Annotated in this window: 18 protein-coding genes; 13 read left to right on the plus strand and 5 right to left on the minus strand. The window is 64.4% G+C overall.

All coding sequences use genetic code 11. The annotated features are described in order from the left end of the window. Positions 1–87: 87 nt before the first annotated feature. Positions 88–450 (minus strand): hypothetical protein, encoded by a 363-nt coding sequence (locus ABG82_RS02635; RefSeq protein ID WP_043078496.1) that lies wholly within the window; start codon positions 448–450, stop codon positions 88–90. A gap of 166 nt (positions 451–616) precedes the next feature. Between ABG82_RS02635 and nth the strand changes: the two genes are divergently transcribed. The 4 genes from nth to marP are packed head-to-tail and all read left to right on the plus strand — an operon-like array spanning position 617 to position 4,066. Then, complete coding sequence (gene nth / locus ABG82_RS02640; protein ID WP_078343767.1) at positions 617–1,414, plus strand: endonuclease III; 798 nt, start codon at positions 617–619, stop codon at positions 1,412–1,414. 1 nt (position 1,415) lies between these two features. Beyond that, the gene (locus tag ABG82_RS02645) at positions 1,416–2,069 is read left to right on the plus strand and encodes a TlpA family protein disulfide reductase (RefSeq protein ID WP_043078498.1); all 654 of its coding nucleotides are present in this window, start codon (positions 1,416–1,418) and stop codon (positions 2,067–2,069) included. 3 nt (positions 2,070–2,072) lie between these two features. After that, the gene (locus ABG82_RS02650; RefSeq protein WP_043078499.1) at positions 2,073–2,804 is read left to right on the plus strand and encodes an NUDIX hydrolase; all 732 of its coding nucleotides are present in this window, start codon (positions 2,073–2,075) and stop codon (positions 2,802–2,804) included. After that, positions 2,801–4,066 (plus strand): acid resistance serine protease MarP, encoded by a 1,266-nt coding sequence (gene marP / locus ABG82_RS02655; protein WP_043078500.1) that lies wholly within the window; start codon positions 2,801–2,803, stop codon positions 4,064–4,066. The genes ABG82_RS02650 and marP overlap by 4 nt, the downstream gene beginning before the upstream one ends. Here the strand turns inward: marP and ABG82_RS02660 are convergent. Beyond that, positions 4,040–5,002 carry an alpha/beta fold hydrolase gene (locus ABG82_RS02660; RefSeq protein ID WP_043078501.1) on the minus strand — a complete coding sequence of 321 codons (963 nt, stop codon included), beginning with the start codon at positions 5,000–5,002 and terminating at the stop codon, positions 4,040–4,042. The genes marP and ABG82_RS02660 overlap by 27 nt on opposite strands. A 32-nt stretch (positions 5,003–5,034) precedes the next feature. After that, entirely contained in the window at positions 5,035–5,556 is a 522-nt protein-coding gene (locus ABG82_RS02665) for a phage holin family protein (RefSeq protein WP_043078502.1), read from the minus strand. 248 nt (positions 5,557–5,804) lie between these two features. Here ABG82_RS02665 and ABG82_RS02670 point away from each other — a divergent pair, with 248 nt between their 5' ends. Then, positions 5,805–6,500 carry a chymotrypsin family serine protease gene (locus ABG82_RS02670; RefSeq protein ID WP_043078503.1) on the plus strand — a complete coding sequence of 232 codons (696 nt, stop codon included), beginning with the start codon at positions 5,805–5,807 and terminating at the stop codon, positions 6,498–6,500. Positions 6,501–6,589: 89 nt separating this feature from the next. Here ABG82_RS02670 and acs read toward each other — a convergent pair whose 3' ends face one another. Further along, the gene (gene acs / locus ABG82_RS02675; protein WP_043078504.1) at positions 6,590–8,536 is read right to left on the minus strand and encodes an acetate--CoA ligase; all 1,947 of its coding nucleotides are present in this window, start codon (positions 8,534–8,536) and stop codon (positions 6,590–6,592) included. 183 nt (positions 8,537–8,719) lie between these two features. Here acs and ABG82_RS02680 point away from each other — a divergent pair, with 183 nt between their 5' ends. Genes ABG82_RS02680 through ABG82_RS02700 form a run of 5 tightly spaced genes read left to right on the plus strand, consistent with a single transcriptional unit; the run spans position 8,720 to position 14,630 of the window. Continuing rightward, the gene (locus tag ABG82_RS02680) at positions 8,720–10,339 is read left to right on the plus strand and encodes a peptide ABC transporter substrate-binding protein (protein ID WP_043078505.1); all 1,620 of its coding nucleotides are present in this window, start codon (positions 8,720–8,722) and stop codon (positions 10,337–10,339) included. After that, positions 10,336–11,307: an ABC transporter permease gene (locus tag ABG82_RS02685; protein ID WP_043078506.1), complete on the plus strand. Its 972-nt coding sequence runs from the start codon at positions 10,336–10,338 to the stop codon at positions 11,305–11,307. The genes ABG82_RS02680 and ABG82_RS02685 overlap by 4 nt, the downstream gene beginning before the upstream one ends. Continuing rightward, positions 11,300–12,214 (plus strand): ABC transporter permease, encoded by a 915-nt coding sequence (locus ABG82_RS02690; RefSeq protein ID WP_043078507.1) that lies wholly within the window; start codon positions 11,300–11,302, stop codon positions 12,212–12,214. The genes ABG82_RS02685 and ABG82_RS02690 overlap by 8 nt, the downstream gene beginning before the upstream one ends. A 21-nt stretch (positions 12,215–12,235) precedes the next feature. Beyond that, positions 12,236–13,861 (plus strand): ABC transporter ATP-binding protein, encoded by a 1,626-nt coding sequence (locus ABG82_RS02695; RefSeq protein ID WP_043078529.1) that lies wholly within the window; start codon positions 12,236–12,238, stop codon positions 13,859–13,861. A gap of 25 nt (positions 13,862–13,886) precedes the next feature. Next, positions 13,887–14,630 carry a Fic family protein gene (locus tag ABG82_RS02700; RefSeq protein ID WP_043078508.1) on the plus strand — a complete coding sequence of 248 codons (744 nt, stop codon included), beginning with the start codon at positions 13,887–13,889 and terminating at the stop codon, positions 14,628–14,630. A 409-nt stretch (positions 14,631–15,039) separates the two neighbouring features. On the opposite strand, the gene ABG82_RS02705 is transcribed toward ABG82_RS02700, so the two are convergent. Next, positions 15,040–15,882, minus strand: coding sequence for an HAD-IB family hydrolase (locus ABG82_RS02705; protein WP_407661875.1), 843 nt, complete (start codon positions 15,880–15,882; stop codon positions 15,040–15,042). Between the two features lie 424 nt (positions 15,883–16,306). Between ABG82_RS02705 and ssd the strand changes: the two genes are divergently transcribed. The 3 genes from ssd (at position 16,307) to ABG82_RS02720 (ending at position 19,352) form a co-directional block, all read left to right on the plus strand. Beyond that, complete coding sequence (gene ssd, locus ABG82_RS02710) at positions 16,307–17,380, plus strand: septum site-determining protein Ssd (RefSeq protein ID WP_043078510.1); 1,074 nt, start codon at positions 16,307–16,309, stop codon at positions 17,378–17,380. Continuing rightward, positions 17,377–18,405 (plus strand): TadA family conjugal transfer-associated ATPase, encoded by a 1,029-nt coding sequence (locus ABG82_RS02715; RefSeq protein ID WP_043078511.1) that lies wholly within the window; start codon positions 17,377–17,379, stop codon positions 18,403–18,405. Before ssd ends, ABG82_RS02715 begins: the two co-directional genes overlap by 4 nt. Positions 18,406–18,767: 362 nt before the next feature. Next, positions 18,768–19,352 carry a DUF1942 domain-containing protein gene (locus ABG82_RS02720; protein ID WP_052511080.1) on the plus strand — a complete coding sequence of 195 codons (585 nt, stop codon included), beginning with the start codon at positions 18,768–18,770 and terminating at the stop codon, positions 19,350–19,352. The last annotated feature ends 26 nt before the right edge of the window (positions 19,353–19,378 follow it).

Here is a 19,378-nt window from a genome sequence, read left to right on the forward strand (position 1 = left end):
CTTACCCAAATTGTTAGTCATGCTTGCGCAGGCCTGTTCGCCTCGACAAGAGTCTAGAGGCCAGGTCGCTAAAGAACGTGATCCAAGCTACACCGCTGCACCACCGGCACGCAGTGAATCCACCACCGAATGCCGCGAGCGCATCGAGGGCACGCCCTCTTCGCGCAGGCTGGGGCCGTTTCCCCGCAACCGGGAGCCGTTTTCACCTGTCCGCGAAAGCGGCTGGCTATAGGTGTGTGCGGTGGCTTGGTACACCGCCTCCAGAGACGGCTCGATGCGTTGCAGTTGACGGCGATGCAAACCCTCGATGGCCGACGGCATGCCGTCACGAGCGAGGCGCTTCATATCCGACGGACTTGCTTGGTCCAGGAAGTCGGCGACCTCACTCGGCTGCAAGGTATGCCGCATCAACCCGGCTTCCAGCTTCCCCAACCCAAGGCTGGCAAGCATGAGAAGTCCGGGTACCAACAAACCGAATAGGCCCGACACGGGTTGAAGTAAACACGTTCAAGATCTCGGCAAGGTCACGAAAAACAACCGGTTTGTCCTGCGCAAGGGGCGAAATGGCGGGCGGGCCGACCCAGCCCTTGTCGTGGCCCGCGGCTACCCTGGGGTTGTGCCAACGACCGGATCAGCCGCTAAGCCCAGAGCGAAATCGTCGGCTAAGACCGGGGCGCCGCTTCGCGCCTGGAAACCCGAGACGCATACCGGGCTGGTCCGTCGCGCACGGCGGATGAATCGCACTCTGGCGCAAGCATTTCCGCACGTCTACTGCGAACTGGACTTCACCAATCCGCTGGAGCTGGCGGTGGCGACCATTCTTTCGGCCCAGTGCACCGATGTTCGCGTCAATATGGTGACGCCCGCATTGTTCGCCAAGTACCGCACCGCCCAGGACTATGCGGGGGCCAACCGGGCCGAGCTCGAGGAGATGATTCGCACCACCGGCTTCTACCGGAACAAGGCGAACTCGATCATGGGGCTGGGTGCGCAGCTGGTGGAGCGTTTTGGTGGCGAGATTCCGCCGCGGCTCAAGGACCTGGTGACTCTGCCCGGTATCGGTCGTAAGACCGCAAATGTTGTCCTGGGCAACGCGTTTGACATTCCGGGCATCACCGTGGACACGCATTTCGGCCGGCTGGTGCGCCGCTGGCGGTGGACCGAGGAAGAAGATCCGGTCAAGGTCGAACACATCGTCGGCGAGCTCATCGAGCGCAAGGAATGGACCTTGCTGAGCCACCGGGTGATCTTCCACGGCCGACGCGTGTGCCACGCGCGCAAGCCCGCCTGCGGAGTCTGTGTGCTGGCCAAGGACTGTCCGTCCTACGGGCTGGGCCCGACGGACCCGGAGCTGGCCGCGCCATTGGTGAAGGGTCCCGAGACCGAGCACCTGCTGGCGCTGGCCGGGTTGTGACGTGCGGCGGCTCAACACCGGAGCCCGGTGGACGATCGTCGGGGTGGTGCTGATCGCTGCGCTGATCACTGTGATGCTGTCGCAGCAACACGATCAGCAGCGGCGCGGATCACACGGAGGCGATCCGGTGGCCGCGCGCGAACGCCGAGATGCCGATACCCCTGAGGCGCTGGCGGCGCTGCGCCGTGAGGCGCAACTTCCCCCGTGCCCGACGCCGGGTACCAATCCGGGCATGCCCGAACTGGCCGGGATAACGCTGGAATGCGGCGGGGTGCGGGTGCCGGTGGGTCCGGTACTGGCCGGCCATCAGGTGGTGCTGAATCTGTGGGCCTACTGGTGCGGTCCCTGCGCCGACGAGCTGCCTGCCATGGCCGAATTGCAGCGACGGGCCGGCGCCAAGCTCACCGTGATCACCGTGCACCAGGACGAGAACGAGGCGGCCGGGCTGAGCAGGCTTGCCGAGCTACACGTACGCCTGCCGATGATCCAGGACGGGGCCCGCCGGATCGCGGCGGCGCTGAAGTCGCCGAATGTCATGCCCACCACGATTTTGATCCGCGCGGACGGTAGCGTTGCCCGAGTGCTACCGCGTTCGTTCACTTCGGCGGATGAGATCGGTGCCGAGGTGGAACAAGCGTTGGGAGTGAGGTTCTAGTCGATGACCGTCGCTCCTTTGGCTCCCGATGCCGCCCCCGACTGGATGCGTCCGCTGGTGGACAACGCCGCCAGCGTCAAGGACATCTACGGCCGCGGCGTGCATCCCGCGGTCAAGGCCGTGCTGCGGGCGCGCAACCTGCCCTCGTCCGGCAGGCCCGCGGCGGTGCTGGTGTTGGTGTCTGCCGACGGCACGGTTACCGACCCGACCGATGCGGATCTGCTGTTGACGGTGCGCGCATCGACGCTGCGCCAGCACAGCGGTCAGGTGTCGTTCCCCGGTGGCGCCACCGATCCGGGTGACGGCGGACCGGTGGGGACCGCCTTGCGCGAGGCCCAGGAGGAGACGGGGCTTGACCCGGTCCGCGTGCAGCCGCTGACGGTGATGGATTCACTCTTCATCCCGCCGTCCGGTTTCCACGTCTCACCGGTGCTGGCGTACTCGCCCGACCCCGGCCCGGTACTGGCCGTCGATCCCGGCGAGACGGCCGAGGTATCACGGGTGAAGATCGGCGACCTTGTCGACCCGGCGAATCGGATCATGGTGAGCAAGAAGACCTTTGGGATCAAGTACAGCGGTCCCGCGTTCTTGCTGCCGGGAATGCTGGTGTGGGGTTTCACCGGGCAGATCATCTCGGCGATGCTGGAGGTCTCTGGCTGGGCGCAGCCGTGGGACACTCGTAACCTTCGTGATCTTGATGAGCTGCTGGCCGAGCACCTGGGAGGGTCGGTATGAGTCTGAATCCATCGCAGTGGCTCGATATCGGCGTCATCGCCGTCGCTTTCATCGCCGCCGTGTCCGGATGGCGTTCCGGCGCGTTGGGCTCCCTCATGTCCTTCGTGGGGGTCATTCTCGGTGCGGTGGCCGGCATCATGTTGGCACCGCATGTGGTGGCCAACATCGAGGGCTCGCGCACCAAGCTGTTCGCCTCGCTGCTCCTCATCCTGGTGCTGGTGGTCATCGGTGAGGTCGCCGGTGTGGTGTTGGGCCGCGCCATGCGCGGTGCCATCAGAAATCGCGTGTTACGCACCGGCGACTCGGTGGTGGGGGTGGTACTGCAGGTGGCCGCCGTGCTGGTGGCCGCATGGCTGCTCTCCATCCCGATGCAAAGTTCCAATCAGCCGAATATCTCTGCGGCAGCGCGGGATTCGAAGGTACTGAGTCAGGTCGACAAGTACGCGCCCGATCAGCTGCGCAAGGTGCCCAACGACCTGTCGAAGCTGCTGGACACCTCCGGCCTGCCCAGCGTGTTACAGCCGTTCGGCAAGACACCCATCGCCGCGGTGGACGCTCCCGACCCGGTGCTGGCCGACGGCCCGGTGGTGCGTGGCGCCGAACCAAGTGTCGTCAAGATCAAGGGCATCGCGCGTAGCTGCCAAAAATCGCTGGAGGGCACCGGATTCGTCATCGCGCCGCACCGGGTGATGTCGAACGCACATGTCGTGGCCGGCACCAACAGCGTCACCGTCGAGTCGGCGGGACAGACCTTCGATGCCACGGTGGTGTCCTACGACCCGAACGCCGACATCTCGATCCTGGCGGTGCCCGATATGCCCGCGACGCCGCTGGTTTTCGCGTCCAAGCCCGCCAAGACCGGTGACGACGCGATCGTCCTGGGCTACCCGGGCGGCGGAAACTACAAGGCCTCTCCGGCGCGGGTGCGCGAGATCATCGAACTCAATGGCCCCGATATCTATCGTTCCACCACGGTCACCCGCGAGGTGTACACCGTCAGGGGTTCGGTGCTGCAGGGCAATTCGGGTGGGCCGCTGGTCGACACGGAGGGCCGCGTGCTCGGCGTGGTCTTCGGTGCGGCGATCGATGATGACGACACCGGCTTCGCGCTCACCGCCAAACAGGTGAAGGATCAGCTGGTCAAGGCGGAGCTCGCGGATTCGGTCGCCACCGGCAGCTGCATCTCCGCGCCCGAGGCCAGCAAGTCGCCCGAGCAGCCCGTCAACGGGCCGCAGTCACCGGCGCCCAGTAAAGCGCCGTAGTTGCTCGTTGACGGTGGTGGGGTCTTCCTCGTGCCCGTAGTGACCTACTCCCCGTAACGCGACGAACTGACCGTTGGGCGCGTAGGGCAGCGAGCGATGGACCGGGTCGGCGAGCACGTACGGATCCGACTCGCCGCGCATATGCAGCACGGGTACCGCTAGCTCGCGGTTCATGGATCGCATGAAACGCCAACCTTCGCTACGTAGTTGGCTGCGCACGGCCCAGCGCTGGTATTCCAGCGCACAGTGCGCCACACCGGGAATCGAGATGGCGGTGCGCAGATGCTTGAGGGTGTCGGCGAAGTCTTCGGTGCTGGTCCACGAGGTGCCCGCGCGCAGGCGCACCAGGCGTTCAAGCTCGGCGCCGTGATGGCGGGTCAAGGTGCGCTCGGGCAGGATCGGCACCTGATAGCGCATCAGCGAGGGCAGCAGCGCTCCGCCTTGCCCGGTGCCGCGGAATGTTGAGGTGCGCAAGGCGATCGGGTGCGGCGAGCTGACCACGGCGATCGCATTGACGAGGCGTGGATGCAGGTTGGCGGTGGCCCAGCAGACCAGCCCGCCCTCGGCATGTCCGACCAGAGTGGCCGAGGTGTGGCCCAGGGCGCGAATCAATCCGGCGGTATCGCCGGCCAAGGTCCAGCCGTCGTATCCGCGCGGAGGTTTATCACTGCCCCCGTAGCCGCGTAGATCGACCGCCACCACCCGGGCATCGGGGAGTGCGCCGAGTTGATGGCGCCACGACCACCAGAAGGAGCCAAACCCGTGCAGCAGCAGCACCAGCGGTCTACTGGTGACGGCGACGGCCGGTGTGCCGGGGGTCTCGGCTTCCACCACGTGGAATCGAATTCCGTTGGCATGGACGTCGTAGTGGCGCCAGGGGCCGACGATGCGGACCACCGACGGGTCGGGATGCCGGGCGGTTTGGTCAAACAGCATGGATATGTCGGTATCGAGCCGACGTCAGTCGGTTACCAGCCCGACGGATCTGCGGGCTTGATGGCCTTGGTGGCCGCCGGTGCGTCGTCCTCGCGGCTGAAGACGCTTGCTGTCTCTTTGACGCTCTCGATGGTGGCCTGCGGCCCGCGGATGCGCCTGACTTGGAGATAGCCGACTAGCACCGCCAGCACCGCGACGAACACCATCGCGGCGAAGATGATCAGGTAGGCGGCCCAGGCGGGTAGCCAGATCTTGAGCACCTCGGCGGCGAAAAAGAAGAAGAAGAACGTTGAGTAGAACAGCACCACGAGCGCCGCGATGAAGAAGATGCTGCCGGCCACGCCCTTCTTGACGTCCCGGATGACCTCGGCGCGAGCGAGTTCTACCTCGGCGCGTACCAGGGCGGAAACCTGGGTGGTGGCGTCACGGACGAGATTGCCGATGGTGGGTTCGCCGGTGCCGGTCGCGTTCGGATCGGATAGTGGGATGGCGGCGACGGTGATCGGAACGCCATTGCTGTCCGTGCGGTAGTTGCGGCTTCCAGGGCTGCTCACTGTGCTCCCTCCGTGTCCCTCGCGGGCCCGGTGTGATTCCGGTGAAATCTAGTGCGGCCTATGTTGCCACGTCGGTGGCGCGGGGGGTGCGGCGCGTCTGACGTGGGGGCTTTGTTACCCAATTGATAGCCCTGTGACAGAAGTGGCCAGTGTGAATCTTGATTAGAATGAAGCAGGCGTGGCCGACGGGGGATGAGATGCGGCCGGAATGAGAAAGGCTGCATGACATGAGGTCACCCGGGCGGCGTATGCGGTACGTATTGCCGGTCCTGATGGTGCTGTTTGGCCTCGTCGCGGGTGTGATTCCGGCCGCCGCGGCTCCTGCGGCCGGCGCCGATGACAAAGTGCCGATGGGCGGCGGCGCCGGGTTGATCATCAACGGCGACACCCTGTGCACACTGACCACCATCGGTCACGACAACAAGGGCAATCTGGTGGGCTTCACCTCCGCGCACTGCGGCGGGGCCGGATCACAGGTGGCTTCCGAGGACTTCCCCAAGAAGGGTGTGCTCGGGAAGTTCGTCAACGGAAATGAACAGTACGACTACGCGACCATCCAGTTCGATCCGGACAAGGTGTCACCGGTGTCCACCTACAAGGGTTTCACCATCGCCGGAATCGGGCCGGACCCTCAGCCCGGTGATATCGCGTGCAAGCTGGGACGCACCACCGGCGACTCGTGTGGGGTGACATTCGGCGCCGGCGCGGAGCCCGGCACCTTCCTCAACCAGGTATGCGGTCAGCCGGGTGACTCGGGAGCGCCGGTCACCGTGAACGGACAACTGGTGGGCATGATCCACGGCGCGGCGACCAAGCTGCCCGTCTGCGTCATCAAGTACATCCCGTTGCACACGCCCACCACCACGTACTCGATCAATACCGTGTTGGCTGACATCAACGCCAAGAACCGCACCGCGGGGGTGGGTTTCACTCCGGTCGGCTAGTTCTTATGCGTCGACACGCCGTTTTGTGATGCGTTTCGCGAGTAAGGCTCGCAAAACGCGGCGTGTCGACGCAGTAAGGGAAACGGCGACTACTTGCTGGCCCTGATGGCCTCGAACACGCTCGGATCGACCAGCGTGGAGGTGTCACCCAGCTCGCGTCCCTCGGCCACGTCGCGCAGCAGCCGCCGCATGATCTTGCCGCTGCGGGTCTTGGGCAGCTCCGGCACCACGTGAATCTCGCGGGGCTTGGCAATCGGCGAAATCTCCTTGGAAACCTGAGCTTTCAGGTGTGAGACGAGTTCATCGCCCTCGACCGTGTGGCTGGCCTTCAGGATCACGAACGCGACGATGGCCTGGCCGGTTGTCTCATCGGAGGCGCCGACGACGGCAGCCTCAGCCACCCCGTCGTGTCCGACGAGCGCGGATTCCACCTCGGCGGTGGAGATGCGGTGCCCGGAGATGTTCATGACGTCGTCGATGCGGCCCAGCACCCAGATGGCGCCGTCGCTGTCGTAGCGCGCGCCGTCGCCGGCGAAGTACCAGCCCTGTTCGGCGTAGCGGGACCAGTAGGTCTCCTTGAATCGCTCCGGGTCGCCCCAGATGCCGCGCAGCATGGACGGCCATGGCTTGTCCAGCACCAGGTAGCCGGTGACCGGCTCATCGCCGGTTGCCGGCTGCAGCTGATTGCCGTCGTCGTCAACGATTTTCGCGGAGATGCCGGGTACGGCGCGCATGGCCGAGCCGGGCTTGGTGTCGGTGACACCGGGCAGCGGGGAGATCATCGCCGAGCCGGTTTCGGTCTGCCACCAGGTATCGACGATGGGTGCACGGTTGCCGCCGATGACCTCGCGGTACCAGCGCCACGCCTCGGGGTTGATCGGCTCGCCGACACTGCCGAGCAGCCGCAGGCTGGACAGATCGTGTGCGAACGGGATCTCGCGGCCCCACTTCATGAACGTCCGCACCAGGGTGGGGGCGATGTAATAGATGGTGACGCCGTACTTTTCGATGATCTCGAAATGCCGGTGCTCGTTCGGTGAGGTGGGTGTGCCCTCGTACACCACCTGGGTGGCGCCGTTGGAGAGTGGTCCGTAGACGATGTAGGTGTGGCCGGTGACCCAGCCGATATCGGCTGTGCACCAATACACATCGGTCTCGGGCTTGAGGTCGAAGATGTTGAAGTGGGTGTATGAGGTCTGGGTCAGGAACCCGCCCGAGGTGTGCACAATGCCCTTGGGCTTGCCGGTGGTCCCCGAGGTGTACAGCAGGAACAGGGGATGCTCGGAATCGAAGGGCTCAGCGGTGTGTGTGGTGCCGGCCTTCTCCACCGTCTCGTGCCACCACAGGTCCCGGCCGTCGGTCCATTCGACCGGAATCTCGGTGCGGCGCACCACCAGAACGTGCTCGACGGAACTCGGCTCGCCGCCCAGCGCCTCGTCGACACCGGCCTTCAAGGGTGCCGCGGTGCCGCGGCGCCACTGGCCGTCGGAGGTGATGACCAGTTTGGCCTGCGCGTCATCGATGCGGGCCCGCAGCGCCGCCGCGGAAAATCCGGCAAAGACGACGCTGTGCATCAGGCCCAGCCGGGCGCACGCCAGCATCGCCACGATGGCCTCGGGCAGCATCGGCATGTAGATGGCCACCCGGTCGCCGGAGACCAGGCCGAGTTCGGTCAGGTAGTTGGCCGCCTGGCTGACCTGAGTCAGCAGCTCCGCGTAAGTGATGGTGCGGGTGTCGCCGGGTTCGCCCTCCCAGTGGATGGCCACCCGGTCGCCGTTGCCGGCCTCCACATGGCGGTCGACGCAGTTGTAGGCAACGTTGAGCTTGCCACCCACGAACCACTTCGCGAACGGTGGGTCGGACCAGTCGAGGACCTGACCGAAGGGCTCGTGCCAGTGCAGGCGGCCCGCTTGTTGTTCCCAGAATCCGAGCCGGTCTTCTTCGGCCGCCTGGTAGAGGTCGGCGGTCGCATTCGCTGTCGCCACGAATTCCGGCGACGGCGGATAGCTGTCCGACTCGATACTGGTTTCGGTCATCTGATCTGGCCTTTCTGCCCTAGACAGGTCCGATCCAAAAGCCTAGTGGGCGGTCCTGGTTACCGAGAAGTAATTGGTGCTGTCGTCCAGATCCGGGCGCACCGGTGTGTCGATGGAGAGACATCGGCGCGTTCCCCGCCTATGGTTCGTCCTACCTATTCAGCTACCAAGGGAAGGGCGAGGATGAGGTTGCGCCGGCTGGCCATCGCGTTGCTTGTCAGCGTCGCCGCGATCCTGCCCGCCGGCTGTGGCGACCTGGTGACCCCGGCGCCTCCGGGCTACTTCAGCATGTACATCACCGAGCCCGAACACACCCTGGTGCCGGGAAACACCACAGAAAATCAGGGTGGTCGAATCCTGCGCTCGCTATTCACCGCACTGGTCGAGTTCAACAACGAGACCGCTGCCGTGGAGTACACCGGTGTGGCCGAATCGATCACCAGTCACGACAACATCAACTGGACCATCAAGCTCAAGCCGGGATGGACCTTCCATAACGGTGAACCGGTCACCGCACAGTCCTACGTGGACGCTTGGAATTACACCGCGCTGAGCACCAACGCGCAGGGGTCGTCGAGCTTCCTCGCCAACGTCGACGGGTTCGATGATCTGCAAGGGGATCCGAAGAACAAGATTCCGCCAAAGGCCACGCAGCTGCGTGGACTGCACGTGGTGGACGACGTGACGTTCACGGTGCGGCTGAACACGCCGTTCGCGATTTATCCGATGACGTTGGGGTACACCGCATTCCTGCCCCTGCCCAAAGCGTTCTTCCAGGACCCGGTCAAGTTCGGTGTGCATCCCATCGGTAATGGCCCGTTCAAGGCCGACGGTGATTGGGTGCGCGGTGTCGGGTTCACACTCAGTCGGTACGACCAGTACGGCGGCGAGAAGAAGGCCAAGGCCAAGGGCTTGATCTGGCGGGTGTACACCGAGGGCCTGACCGCCTACACCGATATGCAGGCCGGCGCGCTGGATATTCAATTGGACCTGCCCGATGCGGCGTATGAGAACGCCAGGGCCGAATTCGGATCGGCATTCCTGGAGCGTCCCCGACCGGACATCACCTCACTGGGCTTCCCGATGTACGACCCGCGGTATCGCGATGTGCGTGTGCGGCAGGCGATTTCCATGGCCATCGATCGCGAGGCGATCACTCAGGTGATCTTCTCCGGTACCCGCACACCCGCCACCTCGTACGGCTCGGCGGTGGTCTACGGGTACCGCAAGGGGGCCTGCGGCAAGCTGTGCGAGTTGCATGTAGACGAGGCCAACAAGCTGCTCGACGATGCGCATTTCGATCGGAGCAAGCCGATTGAGCTCTGGTACAGCTCGTCCAGCACCGGTGCGTTGGGGTGGGTGCAGGCCATCGGCAATCAGTTGCAGTCCAACCTGAAGGTGCCGTACCTGCTCAAGAGCCTGCCCTGGTCGCAGTTCTTGCCGCTACAGGACAGCAAGGGGATGACGGGGCCGTTCCGGTCTGGCTGGGTGATGGACTACCCATCGATCTACAACTTCCTGGAATCGCTGTACGGCACGGTGGCCTTGCCCCCGAACGGCTCCAACTACGTGTTCTACAGCAACCCGGAATTCGACGAACTGCTACGGCAGGGCAACAACCAGCCGACGGTGGAACTCGCCACCAAGGCGTATCAAAAGGCAGAAGATCTGTTGTTCAAGGACCTTCCGGCCGCGCCGCTGTTCTATGAGGTCAATCAGGCGGTTCATTCCAAGCGGGTGCGCAACGTCAAGATCGGCATTCAGGACTGTATCGAGTACGCCGATGTGGAGGTGGTGCAATGACCACCGCTCTGGGCAATGTCCGGCAGTTCTGGCAGAACGCCGGCCTCTTCCGCTACGTGGTCAAGCGACTGTTGCTCGCGGTACCCGTGCTCATCGGGACGTCCCTGCTCATCTACAGCCTGGTGTATGCGCTGCCGGGTGATCCCATCCGGGCATTGGCGGGCGACCGTCCGTTCACCCCTGAGGTGATGGCACAGCTGCGTGAACGCTTCCATCTCAACGATCCCTTCTTGGTGCGGTACGGCAAGTACATCGTGGGCTTTCTGCACGGTGACTTCGGCACTGACTTCCAGCAACGCCCTGTCGCACAGACTGTTTCGCAGCGCCTGCCGGTGACCCTGCGGCTCACCGTGGTGGCCGTGGCATTCGAGAGCATCATCGGGATCACGGCTGGGGTGCTGTGCGCGGTGCGTCGCGGATCCTTCTACGACAACCTGGTTCTGGTCACCACCACGCTCCTGGTCTCGATGCCGGTGTTCGTGCTGGGCTTCTTGTCGCAGTATCTCTTCGGCTTCAAACTCGGCTGGTTTCCCATCGCGGGCATCCGCGACGGCTGGTACAGCTTTCTGCTGCCGGGCTTGGTGCTGGCATCGCTGTCCATGGCCTATGTCGCACGGCTGACCCGCACCTCAATGCTGGAGACCATGGACGCGGACTTTGTCCGCACCGCCCGCGCGAAGGGCATCTCCGAGTCACGCATCCTGTTGCGGCACACCCTGCGTAACAGCCTGATTCCCGTCGTCACCTTCATCGGGGCCGACGTGGGGGCGTTGTTGGCCGGTGCGGTTGTCACCGAGTCGGTGTTCAACATCCCGGGACTGGGCCGCGCGACATTCGACGCGGTGCGGAACCAGGAGGGTGCCGTTGTGGTGAGCATCCTGACGCTGATCGTGTTTTTCTACATCTTCTTCAATCTCGTCGTCGATATCTTGTACGCGCTGCTGGATCCGAGGATTCGTTATGAGTGATCCCGTGAACGCTCCCGGTCCGCTGTCCGGCCCCGATGCCACCGCGGAATCGTTGGTGGAGCAGGCCGATCTGTGGGGCAACGCCTGGAAGTACCTGCGGCGCAGCGGCTTCTTCATCACCGGATCGATCCTATTGACGGTCCTGGTGTTGATGGCGCTGGCTCCGCAGCTGTTCGTCTTCGGTAAGGATCCCCGCGACTGCGATCTGTATCAGGCCCGCAAGGGAATCAGCGCGGCTCATTGGCTGGGCACCGACCTGCAGGGCTGTGACTACTACGCGAATGTGGTGTACGGGGCCCGGGTTTCACTGACCATCGGGCTCATCGCCATGGTGGGTGTGTTGATCATCGGGGTGATCGTCGGGGCGCTGGCCGGATACTTCGGCGGTATCGCCGACTCCGCGCTGTCGCGATTGACAGACGTCTTCTACGGAATCCCCACGATTCTCGGCGGCATGATCTTGCTGTCGGTGGTCGGTCATCGCACGGTGTGGAGCGTGGCCGGCGCGCTCATCGCCTTCGGCTGGATGACTTCGATGCGATTGGTGCGATCGAGCGTGATGGCCATCAAACAGAGCGATTACGTCCAGGCCGCCATCGCACTGGGCGCGCCGACATGGCGAATCCTGCTGCGGCACATCCTTCCTAACGCGTTGGCTCCGGTGCTGGTGTACGCCACCATCGCGGTGGGGAGTTTCATCGCGGCAGAGGCCACTCTGACCTACATGGGTATCGGGTTGGAACTGCCCGAGATTTCGTGGGGCCTGCAGATCAACGATGGACAATCTCGCTTCGCCACCACGCCGCGTCTGGTCATCGTTCCCGCTTTGTTCCTCTCGGCGGCGGTGCTGGGGTTCATCATGGTCGGCGATGCCCTCCGCGACGCGCTCGATCCCAGGAGAAGGTAGGCGGAGGTGCCCTCACAATCCGTGATTGAAATCAAGGACCTTGCTGTCGATTTCGAGGTCGACAAGCAGTGGGTGCCGGCCGTCAAAGGTGTCTCCTTGGCCGTCGGCAAGGGCGAGGTGCTGGCGATTGTCGGTGAATCCGGCTCGGGAAAATCCACCACTGCCATGGCCATCCCGGCACTGTTGCCGCCGAGTGCCCGCGTGAGCGGCAGCGTCAAGCTCAATGGCGCCGAACTGCTTGGCGCCACCAATGACGAATTGCGGGCAGTACGCGGCAAGGATGTCGCCGTCATCTTCCAGGAGCCGATGACGGCGCTGAATCCGGTGTACACCATCGGCTGGCAGATAGCCGAAGCCGTGTGTGCGCACAAGAAGATGACGCGTAGGCAGGCGCGGAACCGGGCGGTCGAACTGCTCGAGTTGGTTGATATGCCCGAACCGCGGAAACGAGTCAAGCACTACCCGCACCAGTTGTCCGGTGGCCAACGCCAGCGCGCCATGATCGCGCAAGCACTCGCCCTGGACCCGGGGCTGCTCATCGCCGATGAGCCAACTACAGCGCTGGACGTGACGGTGCAGGCCGAAATCCTGGATCTCATGCGTGATCTGCGGCATCGTATTGACGCGGGCATCATCCTCATCACCCACGATATGGGCGTGGTGGCCGATATGGCCGATCGCATCATGGTGATGAAGGACGGCGAGGTGGTCGAAGAGGGAGACGCCGACAGCATCTTTCATCGGGCGCAGCAGCCGTATACCCAGCAGCTGTTGGCATCGGTGCCGCACCTGGGCGCGACGCTGGCCGGTGGCCGTGAAACAGTCGAAACACCAACAGATCTGGCGCTGAGCGTGGAGCATGCCGTCATCGAGTATCCGGGCAAGGGCGGCAGTTTCCGGGCCATCGACGACGTATCTTTCACCATCGGCAGGGGTGAGGTGGTGGGGCTCGTCGGCGAGTCGGGCTCTGGGAAGTCCACCATCGGACGGGCGGCAGTGGGTCTGCTGAAGGTGACCTCTGGATCTATATGTATTGCAGGACAGGATATCTCGACTGCCAACCGCAAGCAGCTGCGAGATATCCGGAGCAAGGTGGGGGTGGTTTTCCAGGATCCGGGATCCTCGCTGAATCCACGGTGGCCGATTGGCCAATCGATCGCCGAACCGCTGAGCCTGCACACCCAGATGGATCGCGCGCAACGGGAGAGCCGGGTCAAGACGCTGCTGGAGCAAGTACAGCTACCGGCAGCCATGCGAAACCGCTTCCCCCACCAGCTCTCTGGTGGGCAGCGACAGCGCGTTGGTATCGCACGGGCTCTGGCGCTGGAACCAACACTGTTGATCGCAGACGAGCCCACCTCCGCGCTGGATGTGTCGGTGCAGGCCAAGGTGCTCGAACTGTTCGCCGAACTGCAGCGTGAGCATGGGTTCGCCTGCCTGTTCATCAGCCACGACTTGGCGGTGGTTGAATTGGTGGCCAGTCGCATCGCGGTGCTCAACCACGGTCGGCTGGCTGAATTCGGCTCAGACGCACAGATATTGACCGATCCCCAGGATGATTACACCAAGCGGCTGCTGGCGGCGGTGCCGGTCCCAGATCCCGAGCAGCAGCGAATCCGGCGCGAGGAGCGCCAGGGGCTGCGATGAGGGTGTTGAGTACTGTTGATTGATCATGACTGATCCACTCGCACCGTTGGCCTCCCTGCCCGGCGTGTCCGAAGCCGCTGAATCCGCTCGTGACGCGTTGAGCAAGGTGCACCGGCACCGCGCCAATCTGCGCGGCTGGCGGGTTACCGCCGCGGAGGCGGCGGTACGTGCGGCCAGGTCGTCGTCCGCGCTGGACGGCGGCACCATGAAGCTCAGTGCTGATGGGGCGGTGGAGGACCCGATACTCGCCGGCGCGTTACGCGTCGGGCAGGCGCTTGACGGTGACGCGTTGACGCAGCTGGCGGCGGTATGGTCGCGCGCTCCACTGCAAGCACTGGCGCGGCTGCATGTGTTGGCGGCCACCGGAATGTCAGACGAAGAAACCCTGGGGCGGCCCCGCCCCGGCGTCGACACCGAGAGATTGGAGCTGTTGGCGCAGCTGATCTCCGGTAAAACGTCGGTATCGGCGCCGATTCTGGCGGCGATAGCACATGGAGAGTTGTTGGTGCTGAATCCATTTGGATCTGCCGATGGTGTCGTGGCTCGCGCGGCCTCCCGATTGGTGACGGTATCGCGAGGTCTTGATCCGCATGCGCTCGGTGTACCCGAAGTGATGTGGATGCGTCAGTCGGGTCGGTACCGCGAGCTTTCCGCCGCATTCGCGCAGGGCTCGCCGGAAGCTATTTCCGCATGGATTGTGTTCTGCTGCCAAGCATTAACGGCAGGAGCCGCAGAGGCGACATCGATCGCTGACACTGCCGCAGGCTGAGTCGGGTTGGTCAGACATAAAAACGGGCGACGGTCCGAATGAATCGGCCCGCCGCCCGTTAGCACGGATCCTCCGGTTACCAAGCGTGCAATGTGGGTTGTGTGGGTGGCCTCGGCGCTTTCACGACATCTCTAACTCGGACTTCACCCAAGAAGTCTGATGAGTTATTTCTGTTCGCGATTACGCAGGCCCACAACGCTTCTGCCCTTGTCGCGGCGTGCTCCGCGTGGGTGCCGTGGTCCGTGCTGGGACTCCCGCTTCGGGAGATCGGTCCTTCTCTTCCGGATCGACCTTGGCCTTGTCGGGCTTCCGTACCTACTTTCTACACTGAGACGACGGTCACATCAAGGGGTAATTCGCAAGGTCATGACATTGTTACCCACGCGGCATAAGTGACACGTGTTCACTACTACGGGCGCAGCTTCCGGATCAGTGAATAGGTAAGCGCCCCAGCCGCTATCGCGCTCAGGCCGACCGCGGCCGTGGTGGCGGCCGCGGCACCGGAGGGGACCGGTATCCGATCGCCGAGTGACACCGGCCGCGAAAAGGTCAGTACCGGCCATCCGCGCGCCATGGATTCCTTGCGTAGTGCGCGATCTGGGTTCACGGCTGTCGGGTGACCGACGGATTCCAGCATGGGCAGGTCGGTGATCGAATCGGAGTAGGCGTAGCAGTGCTCCAACGGGTAGCCCTCGCGCTTGGCGAGCTCTTGGATCGCCGCGACCTTGCCTTCCCCGTAACAGTAGAAGGCGACATCGCCGGTGTACTTGCCGTCCTCCACGACCATGCGCGTCGCCATGGCGTGGGTGGCGCCCAGGGCCCGCGCGATGGGTGCCACGATTTCTTCGCCGGAGGCGGAGACCACCACCACATCACGGCCGCAGAGCTTGTGATCGGCGATCAGATCGGCCGCCTCGGCGAACACCAGGGGGTCGACGATGTCGTGCAGCGTCTCGGCGACGATCGCCTTCACCTGCTCGACATCCCACCCCGTGCACATGTTGGTGATGTGCGTGCGCATGCGATCCATCTGGTCGTGATCCGCGCCCGACAGCAAGAAGAAGAATTGCGCGTAACTCGATTTCAAGACGGCCCGTCTATTTATCAGGCCCTGATCGAAGAATGGCTTGCTGAAGGCCAGGGTGCTTGATTTGGCGATCACGGTCTTGTCGAGGTCGAAGAAGGCCGCCGTTTTCGGGGCCGGTCCGGCGCCTGTGGACTGTGTGCTGGCCGCGGCGTCCCGGTCTTCGATCGAAGGGGAGGGTCCGGGTGCCGTTGCGTGATCGGTCACAGGTCGAGGATAGATCTAGCCGACTGTGCCGTCGTGTCCATCTGGAAAGTCGCAGTTCAACCGGGGTGGTCTGGTAACGCCGAGCCACCAGAAGAAGGGTTGCCTTTCTTTCCCTTTTTTCAGCTGATTGGTCTTGCCACTCTCACCCGGTTCGTGTGTATAGTGGGGTTACTCGGCTATGCCGAGTGTGTCTCAGCCCGACCCCCCGGGGCTGATGCACGACGACCCTCGCCTCCTCCCCCCCTGGCGAGGGTCGTCCTCTTTTCTGGGGACGTTTATCACCGATTTTTGCGGTTCACCTCAGATCTATCCACAGATTTGCGCCCATCCCCAATCTCGATGCGGCCTCTGGCACGACCACTGTGCAACCTCGATCGTGGGATGTGTGGAAGGAAACGCGGGCGAGCCGATCGTGGTCGCTGTGGGCGATCGGCGGCTGAGCAACGACATCGAACGAATCGTCGCGGCGGCCGGTAGGCCGCTGATCCTCGCTACCGACGCCGGTTCGATCAGCCGCCAGGCCTGGACGCGCGCCGGCGCGGTGGTCCTTGATGGCTCGGATCCCTCGATGGCCGCGCTGTCGGAGCTGCCGCGCCGTGGCCGGGTCCTGCTGATCTGTCGGGACGAGCCGACATCCGAGGTCTGGCGCCGGGCGGTGGAGGTGGGCGTCGAGCAAGTGCTTGCCTTGCCGGAGGACGAGGCCAGGCTCATTGAGGCCTTCGCGGGGATGTCGTCCGTCACATCAGCGGGGCGCGCCCCGGTGGTTGTCGTGGTGGGCGGGCGTGGCGGGGCAGGCGCGTCCGTTTTGTGTGCGGCGATTGGTCTTTGCGCGCCGGACGGCGCGCTGATTGTGGATGCCGACCCCTATGGCGGTGGGATCGATCTGCTGCTCGGATGGGAGGACATGGAAGGTCTGCGCTGGCCGGACATAGACATGCGCAGTGGCCGGGTGAGCTTTGACGCTCTTCGTCGCGCGTTGCCCCACCGTCGCGGACTTGTTGTCCTGTCGGGGGATAGACGCGGCGGCGCGGGCAACATTGAGACGATTGCGGGGGTAATCGACAGCGCACGTTCGGCCGGAGTGCCGGTGGTCGTTGATCTTTCGCGGCGGCTTGGTGCGATCAGTACGGTGGCACTGGAACGCGCCGACCTGGCGGTGGTGCTGACACCCGCCGAGGTGCGGGCGTGCGCGTCGGCCGCGCTGGTGGCAGAGGCGGTGCGGTGCACCAATCCGAATGTCGGTGTTGTGGTTCGCGGTCCGGCTCCGGGTGGACTGCGTGCGACTGAGGTGGCCAAAATCGTCGGGGTTCCGCTGATAGCGGCGATGCGGCCCGAACCGAATCTCGCCAGTCGCCTGGACAACGGCGGCCTGCGGTTGTCCAGGCGATCACCCCTGGCCGGCGCGGCGCGGTCGGTGCTGGCCTTGCTCTCGCAGGAGAGCACGGGTGCGGCGGCATGACCGGATCACTGATCGACCGTGTTCGTGAGCGCCTCGCCAGGGAGAATGTGGCGCTGCGTCCCACTGCGGTGGCAGCGGCAATCCGCGCTGAATCCGCTGGGGTGCTGGGCGATAGCGATGTGTTGCACAGCATAAAAGAGCTGCAGAGTGAGCTGTCTGGCGCCGGCATCTTGGAACCACTGTTGTGCGCGGACGGCATCACCGACGTGTTGGTCACCGCGCCAGATCGAATCTGGGTGGATGACGGCCAGGGTCTGCACCTCACCGCAGTGCGATTCACTGATGAGGCAGCGGTACGGCGGCTGGCGCAGCGATTGGCGCTTGCGGTGGGACGTCGTCTCGATGATGCCCAGCCCTTCGTCGACGGGCAGCTGACAGGTGTTGGTCCACCGCGTTCGGTCGTGCGTCTGCACGCGGTGCTCGCTCCCATCGCGTCCGGTGGGACGTGTATCTCGCTGCGCGTGTTGCGGCCCATGGATAAAGGTTTGGATCAGCTGATCGCCGACGGCACCGTCGCCGAGGACGCCGGCGGCTTGCTGCGCGGGATGCTGGCCGCCCGGCTTGCCTTTTTGGTCACCGGGGGAACCGGTGCGGGCAAGACAACCCTGTTATCCGCGCTGCTCGCGGCGGTCGACCCGTCCGAACGCATCATCTGTGCCGAGGACGCGGTGGAGCTGGCGCCGCGGCACCCGCATGTGGTCAGCCTGGCGGCGCGCGCCGTCAACGTCGAGGGTGTGGGGGAGGTGACGCTGCGCCAACTGGTGCGTCAGGCACTACGGATGCGCCCCGACCGAATCGTGGTAGGCGAGGTGCGCGGGGCTGAGGTGGTCGAGCTGCTCACCGCACTCAACACGGGTCATGACGGCGGCGCAGGAACAGTGCACGCCAATGCCGCGGCGGAGGTTCCCGCGCGGCTGGAGGCGCTCGGTGCGCTCGGTGGTCTCGACCGCGCCGCACTTCACTCTCAGTTCGCCGCGGCCATTTTATCTGTAACTGCTCGGGTGGTGTATCTGATTGTTCCCTAGGTGTTTTATTGATCATTTGGGGACCGTGGGATACATGATTTTGTGTAGCTGTGTATTCAACGTTGGGGGGTGACGTGCGCGGGCGATGTCCGAGTTCGTGGTTGTCCACCGATAGCGGGTACGGGCCTGAGGCCTCAGCGGCCCGCTCGCGACGACCAGATGGGCCATGGTCTGCATCGCCAGCACCAACCTATGATCTACTGTCTATGTACGTAGATAGTAGATCGGTGTCGGGACAACAGAACGCGCGGCGCCGGTGCGTACGTAGGTGCTGGGCGCCGAGGTATTGGGCGCTTGGGTATTTGGGTGTGTGGTACTGGATTTCGGCCGGAAGGGGTAAGCGCGTGCGTGGTTTGTCAAGGATGTTGATGAGTGCTGCGGCGACGGCGGCGATGGCTGCAGTCGGTGGCGTGTCGGTAGCTGAGGCGGCTACACCAGGCTGTTTGCACGCGATGGGCACACATCAGCGGATCGGTGATGCTGATGGCGCCGTGGTGCAGGAGTGGACCGTGAGCGGGCTGCGCCAGAGTGCCGATGCGGCACCGGGTTATCCGGTGGCCGGACAGCTCTGGGAGGCAACGGCGTGGGTGTACGCCGCAGCGGGGCCGGTGACTCCCCTCATCCCAGATCTGTCGGCGACTTCGGCGGCCGGCGAGCGGTACCCGGTGCTCTGGCAGGTGGCCAGTCCTTATGGCATCCCGGCGGCCACCTTGGCTCAAGGGCGCGCCGCGACCGGCAAGGTGTACTTCGATGTCACCGGTGATGCGCCGGCGATGGTGTCCTACCGCGCCGGTGGCGCCCCGATGCCGGCCGGTATGTGGTGCGACAAGGCGGCCATGAAAGCCATGATGACGGCGATGAAGTCCGCGCCGGATGCGGGCTGCCCGTGCTGCGCCGAGATGTCCGCACCCGCGCCTGCCCCGGACTGCTGCGCCGACAAGTCCTAGCGGGAGCTTCTTCGTGGCGAATTCGC

It is taken from the genome of Mycobacteroides immunogenum (genome assembly GCF_001605725.1).
Taxonomy (GTDB): Bacteria; Actinomycetota; Actinomycetes; order Mycobacteriales; family Mycobacteriaceae; genus Mycobacterium; species Mycobacterium immunogenum.